The 6,920-nt window shown below is 66.4% G+C and carries 6 protein-coding genes; 2 read left to right on the forward strand and 4 right to left on the reverse strand.

The window, feature by feature from the left end; all coding sequences use genetic code 11:
- The 4 genes from P3W85_RS36535 to P3W85_RS36550 form a co-directional block, all read right to left on the reverse strand.
- Positions 1-562, reverse strand: a 562-nt coding sequence (locus tag P3W85_RS36535) for an HpcH/HpaI aldolase/citrate lyase family protein (RefSeq protein ID WP_276268363.1), incomplete at its 3' end; no start/stop codon positions are given.
- Between the two features lie 37 nt (positions 563-599).
- Complete coding sequence (locus tag P3W85_RS36540; RefSeq protein WP_276268364.1) at positions 600-2,087, reverse strand: NAD-dependent succinate-semialdehyde dehydrogenase; 1,488 nt, start codon at positions 2,085-2,087, stop codon at positions 600-602.
- A gap of 167 nt (positions 2,088-2,254) precedes the next feature.
- A complete protein-coding gene (locus P3W85_RS36545) occupies positions 2,255-3,787 on the reverse strand; it encodes a UxaA family hydrolase (RefSeq protein WP_276268365.1) in 1,533 nt (510 codons plus the stop codon).
- A 7-nt stretch (positions 3,788-3,794) separates the two neighbouring features.
- A complete protein-coding gene (locus P3W85_RS36550; protein ID WP_276268366.1) occupies positions 3,795-4,808 on the reverse strand; it encodes a tripartite tricarboxylate transporter substrate binding protein in 1,014 nt (337 codons plus the stop codon).
- A gap of 191 nt (positions 4,809-4,999) precedes the next feature.
- Here P3W85_RS36550 and P3W85_RS36555 point away from each other — a divergent pair, with 191 nt between their 5' ends.
- Together P3W85_RS36555 and P3W85_RS36560 are read left to right on the forward strand one after the other, a co-directional pair.
- On the forward strand, positions 5,000-6,007 hold the full coding sequence (locus P3W85_RS36555) for a LysR substrate-binding domain-containing protein (protein WP_276268367.1): 1,008 nt from the start codon (positions 5,000-5,002) through the stop codon (positions 6,005-6,007).
- A gap of 164 nt (positions 6,008-6,171) precedes the next feature.
- On the forward strand, positions 6,172-6,453 hold the full coding sequence (locus P3W85_RS36560; RefSeq protein ID WP_035811687.1) for a hypothetical protein: 282 nt from the start codon (positions 6,172-6,174) through the stop codon (positions 6,451-6,453).
- Positions 6,454-6,920: the final 467 nt, after the last annotated feature.

The raw sequence follows: 6,920 nt of genomic DNA on the forward strand, positions 1-6,920 counted from the left end.
GGTTGCCGCGATGGCCCATCGAGGCGGCCAGGTCGGCCGGCCCGATAAAGACGCCGTCGACACCGTCGACGGCGCAGATGGCTTCCAGGTTGCTCAGGGCCTTCACGGTCTCGGCCTGCACCAGCAGGCAGATCTCGTCATCCGCCACGGCCAGGTAGTCCGCGCGGGCGCTCCATTGCGAGGCCCGGCCCACGGCGCTGCCGACGCCGCGAATGCCCTGCGGCGGATAGCGCGTGGCGGCTACCAGCGCGGCAGCCTGTTCGGCGGTATCGACCATCGGCACCAGCAGGCTCTTCGCGCCGATATCCAGCAACTGCTTGATCAGCGCGACTTCGCCCGCCACGCAGCGCACCACCGGCTGCGAGCGATAGGGCGCGATGGCTTGCAGCGTATGCAGCATGTCGCGCAGTTCGTTGGGTGCGTGCTCGCCGTCGACCAGCAGCCAGTCGAAGCCGGCCGTGGCCGAGACTTCGGCCAGGTAGGGCGATGCCATCGAGAGCCACAGGCCGATCTGTGGCTGGCTGGCCGCCAGCGCGGCCTTGAATGCATTTTGTGCGGGCATGGTGTTCCGGGAGATGTCGTGGGTCGGGGGCAGCGGCTCAGCCGAGCTGGCCCTGGCAAATGTATTTGGTGTGCATGTAGTCGTCCAGCCCGTGGCGCGATCCCTCGCGGCCGTAGCCGGATTCCTTGACGCCGCCGAAAGGTGCCGCCTCGGAGGCGATGGCGCCTTCATTGACGCCGACGATGCCGGTCTCCAGCGCCTGCGCCACGCGCCAGATGCGGCGCACGTCGTTGGAGTAGAAGTAGGCGGCCAGGCCGAACGGCGTATCGTTGGCGTCGCGCACCACTTCCTCCTCGTCCGTGAAGCGGAAGATGGCCGCCACCGGGCCGAAGGTTTCCTCGCAGGACAGCGCCATCTGCGGCGTGGCGTGGGTCAGCACGGTGGGCGCGTAGTAGTGCGGCCCGTCGTCCAGGCGCACCCGCTCGCCGCCGGTGACTACGCGCGCGCCCTTGGCCACGGCGTCCTCCACGTGGCGGGCGATCTTGTCCACCGCGCGGGCATTGATCATGGGGCCGATCTGCGAAGCTTCCTCGGTGGCCGGTCCGACTTGCAAGGCGGCCACCCGCAGCGCCAGGCGCGCCACGAAATGGTCGTGTACGCCGGCCTGCACGTAGACGCGGTTGGGGCAGACGCAGGTCTGGCCGCCGTTGCGGAACTTGGACGCCATCAGGCCATCGACCGCGGCATCGATATCGGCGTCGTCGAACACGATAAAGGGCGCATTGCCGCCCAGCTCCAGCGACAGCTTTTTCAGCGTGCCGGCGGATTCGCGGGCGAGGTGCTTGCCTACCGGTGTGGAACCGGTGAAGGTGATCTTGCGCACGCGGCCGTCGGCCAGCCATGCGTCGACCACGGCCGGCGTGTTGGCGCGCGAGGCGGTGACGATGTTGAGCACGCCGGCGGGCAGGCCGGCTTTCTCGGCCAGGTAGACCAGGGCCAGGGCCGTCAGCGGCGTGTCTTCCGCCGGCTTGGCCACCACCGTGCAGCCGGCGGCCAGCGCCGGCGCGATCTTGCGGGCGATCATGGCGAGCGGGAAGTTCCACGGCGTGATGGCAGCCACCACGCCCACCGGCTCCTTGAGCACCAGCATCTTGCGCCCGGGCACAGCCTCGGCCACGATCTCGCCGCTGATGCGCGTGGCTTCCTCGGCAAACCATTCCACATAGGACGCGCCGTACAGCACCTCGCCGCGGCTTTCCTGGAGCGGCTTGCCTTGTTCGGTGGAGATGATGCGGGCGAGGTCTTCCCGATGTTCGAGGATCAGCGCGTGCCAGCGCTTGATCAACTGGGCCCGCTCGCGTGCGGTGCGGCGGCTCCAGGCGGGAAAGGCGGCATGGGCCGCGTCGGCGGCGCGGGCCGCATCCGCGGCGCCGCTGTCGGCCACGGATGCGAACACGGCGCCGGTGGCGGGATTGCTCACCTCAAGGTGCTGGCCGTCGAGGCCGTCGCACCATGCATGGCCGATGAAGTTGCGGGTGCGCAGCAGGGCGGGGTGATCGAGGGAAAGTGGCTGGATGGAGGGCATGGCGTCGCTGGGTGGGTTCGTGGGTTTGTCGTGGTCTTTGTGTTCGGTTCGCTGGCTGGCTGTTTACTCCCTCTCCTGCAAGCGGGATAGGGAATAAACAGCTTCGTCATGGCAGACGGTTTTGGCGCATCCTGGCAGCTTCGTTGCGGGCCTCGGGCCTGCTTGCTCTAGCTGACGATTCCCAGATGCCAGGGCACGAACTCGTTGTCTCCCAGTCCCAGTGCCTCGCTCTTGGTCGGCTGGCCTGAAGCGGCCTGCAGGATATGTTCGAAGATGCGCTGGCCCATTTCCTCCACGCTCAGTTCGCCGTCCAGCACCAGCCCGCAGTTGATGTCCATATCGCCTTCGAGCCGGGTGTACATCGGCGTATTGCTGGCCAGCTTGATGGTGGGCGCCGGCTTGGAGCCGAACATCGAGCCGCGCCCGGTGGTGAAGCAGATCAGGTTGGCGCCGCTGGCGATCTGGCCGGTGGCGGCCACCGGGTCGTAGCCCGGCGAATCCATGAAGACAAAGCCGGCCTGCTCTATCGGCTCCGCGTATTCGTAGACGGCTTGCAGCGGCGTGGTGCCGCCCTTCATCGCCGAGCCGAGCGACTTCTCGAAGATATTGGCAAGCCCGCCCTGCTGGTTGCCGTGGCCGACCACGCCGTTGAACTGTGCGTTCTGGCCAGCGGTGTAGCGCTCCCACCAGGCCAGGCGGTCCAGCAGTTTCTGGCCGACTTCCGGCGTCACGGCCCGGCGCGTGAGCATGTACTCCACGCCGTGGATCTCCGGGGTCTCCGACAGGATGGCGGTGCCGCCGTGGCGCACCAGGATGTCCATGGCGGCGCCCAGCGCCGGGTTGGCGCTGATGCCCGAGAAACCGTCCGAGCCGCCGCATTCCAGGCCGATCTTCAGGTGGCTGGCGGATACCGGCTGGCGCACCGCGGCATTGGCGCCGGGCAGCATCTCCTCGATGGCGCGGATGCCGGCCTGGATGGTGGCCAGCGTGCCGCCGGTGTCCTGCATCACCATGGTGCGCACGTGGCTGCCGGGCACCAGGCCTTGCGACTCCACCAGCGCCGCCACCTGGTTGCGCTCGCAGCCCAGGCCCACGATCAGCACGCCCGCCAGGTTGGGGTGGCGGGCGTAGCCGGCCAGCGTGCGCCGCAGCACGTCGAAATGCTCGCTGGGCGAGGACATGCCGCAGCCGCTGCTCTGCGCGAAGGCGGCAACGCCGTCCACGTTGGGATAGGCCGCCATGCGCTCGGGCGTGAAGTGGTCGGCGATATGCCGGATCACCGTGGCCGAGCAGTTCACCGACGACAGGATGCCGATGAAATTGCGCGTGCCGACGCGGCCGTCGGGCCGGATGAAGCCCATGAAGGTGGCGCGCTCGGCCTCGGGCACGTAGTCCACCGGCCGCACGTCCTCGCAGAAGCCAGGGTCGCGATAGAAGTCCACCAGTTCCAGATTGTGCGAGTGCACGTGATCGCCGGCCTCGATATCGCGACCGGCCACGCCGATCACGGTGTCGAACTTGCGCACCTGGGTGCCCTTGGCAATGGCGCAGGCGGCGATCTTGTGTCCGGCGGGCACCTGCGCGCGCACGCGCAGGCCTATTTCGGGGAGGCTCTGGCCGAGGCTCAGCGCATCCCGGGCGATCAGGACGTTGTCGTTGGCGTGCAGGCGGATCAGGGTAGCGGGGGCGGCGGAGTTCACGGTGCGGTCAACCTTGTTGCAGCAGTTCTTTGAGCTTGAGGCGCTGGATCAGGTGGGTTTCCTGGTCATACACGGTGCGGATGTAGCGCTTGTACTCCGGGCCGTCCAGGTACATCACGGGCGCGTCGATGCGGGCCGCGACCTGCTGGAATTCCTTGCTGGCCACGGCTTGCCGGAAGGCGTCGCGCAGCGTCTTCTCTACGGCGGGATCGAGCCCGGCCGGCGCGCCGATGCCATTGGGCGCTTCCACTACCACGTTGAAGCCCAGTTCCTTGAGCGTCGGCGTGTCCTTGAAGCGGGGCGTGCGCTGCTCGCCCCAGGTTGCCAGCAGCCGCAGCTTGCCGGCTTCCACATGGGGCGCCCAGGAACTGGAGTCGGCCAGCAGGTCGACCTGCCCGGCCAGCACGTCCTGCAAGGCCTGCGCGCCGCCCTTGTAGGCAATCGCATTGAAGCGGATGCCGGCGACCTGCGCGAACTCTTCCATGCCCACATGGGTGGCGCCGCCGATGCCGGCGTGCGCGTAGGTGAGCTTGCCGGGGTTGGCCTTGGCCTCGGCGATCACATCCTTCAGCGATTTGAAGCGCGAGCCCGCCGGGACGGCGATGCCGAAAGTCTGGCCGGAAGTGCGGGCCAGGTAGGTAAGGTCGGTGCGCGGATCCAGTTGCAGCATGCCCAGCTGCGAGAAGCGGGTCACCGAAATCGGGATCTGTCCGATAGTGTAGCCGTCGGGCTTGGCGCGGGAGAGCGCCTTGGCGCCGATCATGCCCGACGCGCCGGCGCGGTTGTCCACCACGATAGACTGCTTGAGCACGCCGGAGGCCACCTGGCAGAGGGTGCGCATCGACTGGTCCGCGGTGCCGCCGACCGGCCACGGGCAGATAAAGGTGATCGGGCGTGCCGGATACTCGGCGGCGCGGGCCAGGCCCGGCAGCAGCAGGCCGGCGCCGCCGGCGGTGGCGGCAGCGGCACCGCCGATGAGCAGGCGGCGGCGCCCGGGATTGAAACCGTGGGGTGCGGTCATGTGTCGTCCTCGCAGGGTCGTTGTTATCAGTGTCGTGGGCCGAAGCGCATGGCAGGCAATGTATCGGCGTCCAGCGCGCCTGCCGTGCCTCTCGTGCCCGTCGGTCAGGCTGGATTGTGCGGGCAGGCTTCATAACAATCCAATCAATGATCGGAATAGCTTCATAACCTGAAAGTTAAGTAAAATACGGTATGGCCCAGATCGACCGCGCGCTGCGCTCCAATATCAAGCTGCGTCACCTCCAACTGGTGGTGGCGCTGGACGAATTCCGCCATCTCGGCCATACCGCCGAGTTCCTCTCCGTCAGCCAGCCCGCCGTCTCCAAAATGCTGACCGAGGTGGAGAAAACGCTGGGCCTGACGCTCTTCACACGCTCCACGCGCGGTACCGAGCCCACCCCGGCGGGCGCGTCGCTGGTGCGCTTCGCCCGTTCCGTACTGGCGCAATACGAACGCACGCGCGACGAGATCGCGGCGGAGGCCAGCGGTGCTGCCGGGCGCACCCGGGTGGGATCGATGGGCGCGGCCCTGCCAGTGCTGCTGGCGCAGGCCGTGGGGTTGCTCAAGCAGCGCTCGGCGCAGGCCACGGTGCTGGTGGAGGAGGGCGATTTGCCGCACCTGCTGCCCAAGCTGAGGCTCAGCGAGCTGGATCTGATCGTAGCCAGGCTGGAGCCAGGCTACGCCGCGCCCGATCTGGTGACCGAGCCGCTCTATAACGAGCCCATGGTGGCGGTGGTGCGCAGCGGTCACCCGCTGGCGCGCAAGCGCAAGCCTGGCTGGCCGGATCTTGCCGGCCTGCCCTGCGTGGTGCCGCCGCCGTGGGCGTCGTTGCGGGTGAAGATCGAGCAGGAGTTCTACCGCCAAGGGCTGCAGCCGCCTGCCGACCTGATCGAGTCGTCGTCCTATCTTGCGATTGCCACCTTCGTCGGCCAGCTCGATGCCGTGGGCTTCCTGGCCAGGTCGGTGGCGCAGCAGTTCGAGCGGGAAGGGCGCGTCCATCGACTGCCCCTGGATTTGCCGCTGGAGCTGCCGCCGGTTGGCTTGATCACGCTGCGGGAGGGGCGGCCTACGCCCAGCAGCATGCAACTGGTCGAGTGCCTGCGCGTGGCCGCCGGCCAGTTTGCCGTGCAGCAGGAGACTGCGCCGCAAAAAGCCGCGGGCAAGATCGCGCGTCGGCAGCGCAAGCCAGCGGCCAACTAAGCGACTTCGAGTGCAAGCGGTTCGTAGCATGGCATGACGGTGGCGACTGGAACGAACGGGCGATTCTCTTCCGCCACCCCGCGGCGAGAGCATTCAAGACAAAAGAATCACGGACGCCCTTGCGTAAGGTACAGTCCCGCCTTTCCATAAAAACGGAGCCCATGGTGGACAACAAGCCCAGCGCCAGCTACAAAGGTTTTGACATTTACCCGCTGATCTACCCGCACGTCGGTGAACGGATCGGCACGCAACCCCGGCGCGACCGCAGCTTCAATGCTTCCGTGGTGATTTGCCGCGAAGGGGAGAAGCCGGGGACAGAGCAATCCCGTGTATTTCCTTCGTCGACCAAGCCTTGGGAAAACATCGGTGCCGCGCGTCGTGCCATGCTGTCGTTTGCCCAGGAAATCATCGACGGCACTGTGCCGGGCCAGGCTCTCGACCTGTAGTCGCAGTCGCTGGCCGCGCAAGACGGCCCGCAGCACCCGTGCCGGGCAAGCTGCGTCTCATGTGCTTCTGACGCCCCAAGATAATAATTTTCAAGAAGGGCTTGCCACGGCGGCGCAGGTCCTTTAGTATTCGCCCCCTCGCAACACGACACCGCTGCAAAGCAGACGGGGCAAGGGTTGCGGGGTTAGCAGAATAGGTAAGCGGAGCAAAAAGCAAAGCGAACCGAAGCAAAATGAAACTTGCGAAAAACTGTTGATTAAAACAAGATTAAGCTTCATAATCTCGTTTCTCTGCTGCAGACAACGCAGCGACGCGGTAAGCAAAGCGAGCCGCGGCCAGTTCTTTAACAAACAAACAACCGATAAGTGTGGGCGCTTGATAGCGGATGCGGAAGACTTCGGTCTTTTAGCTTACAAGTTATAAAGTGCTCGCACAGTAAAACATGTTGGTTATGTCTTCGGATGTA

It is taken from the genome of Cupriavidus basilensis (genome assembly GCF_029335485.1).
Taxonomy (GTDB): Bacteria; Pseudomonadota; Gammaproteobacteria; order Burkholderiales; family Burkholderiaceae; genus Cupriavidus; species Cupriavidus basilensis_E.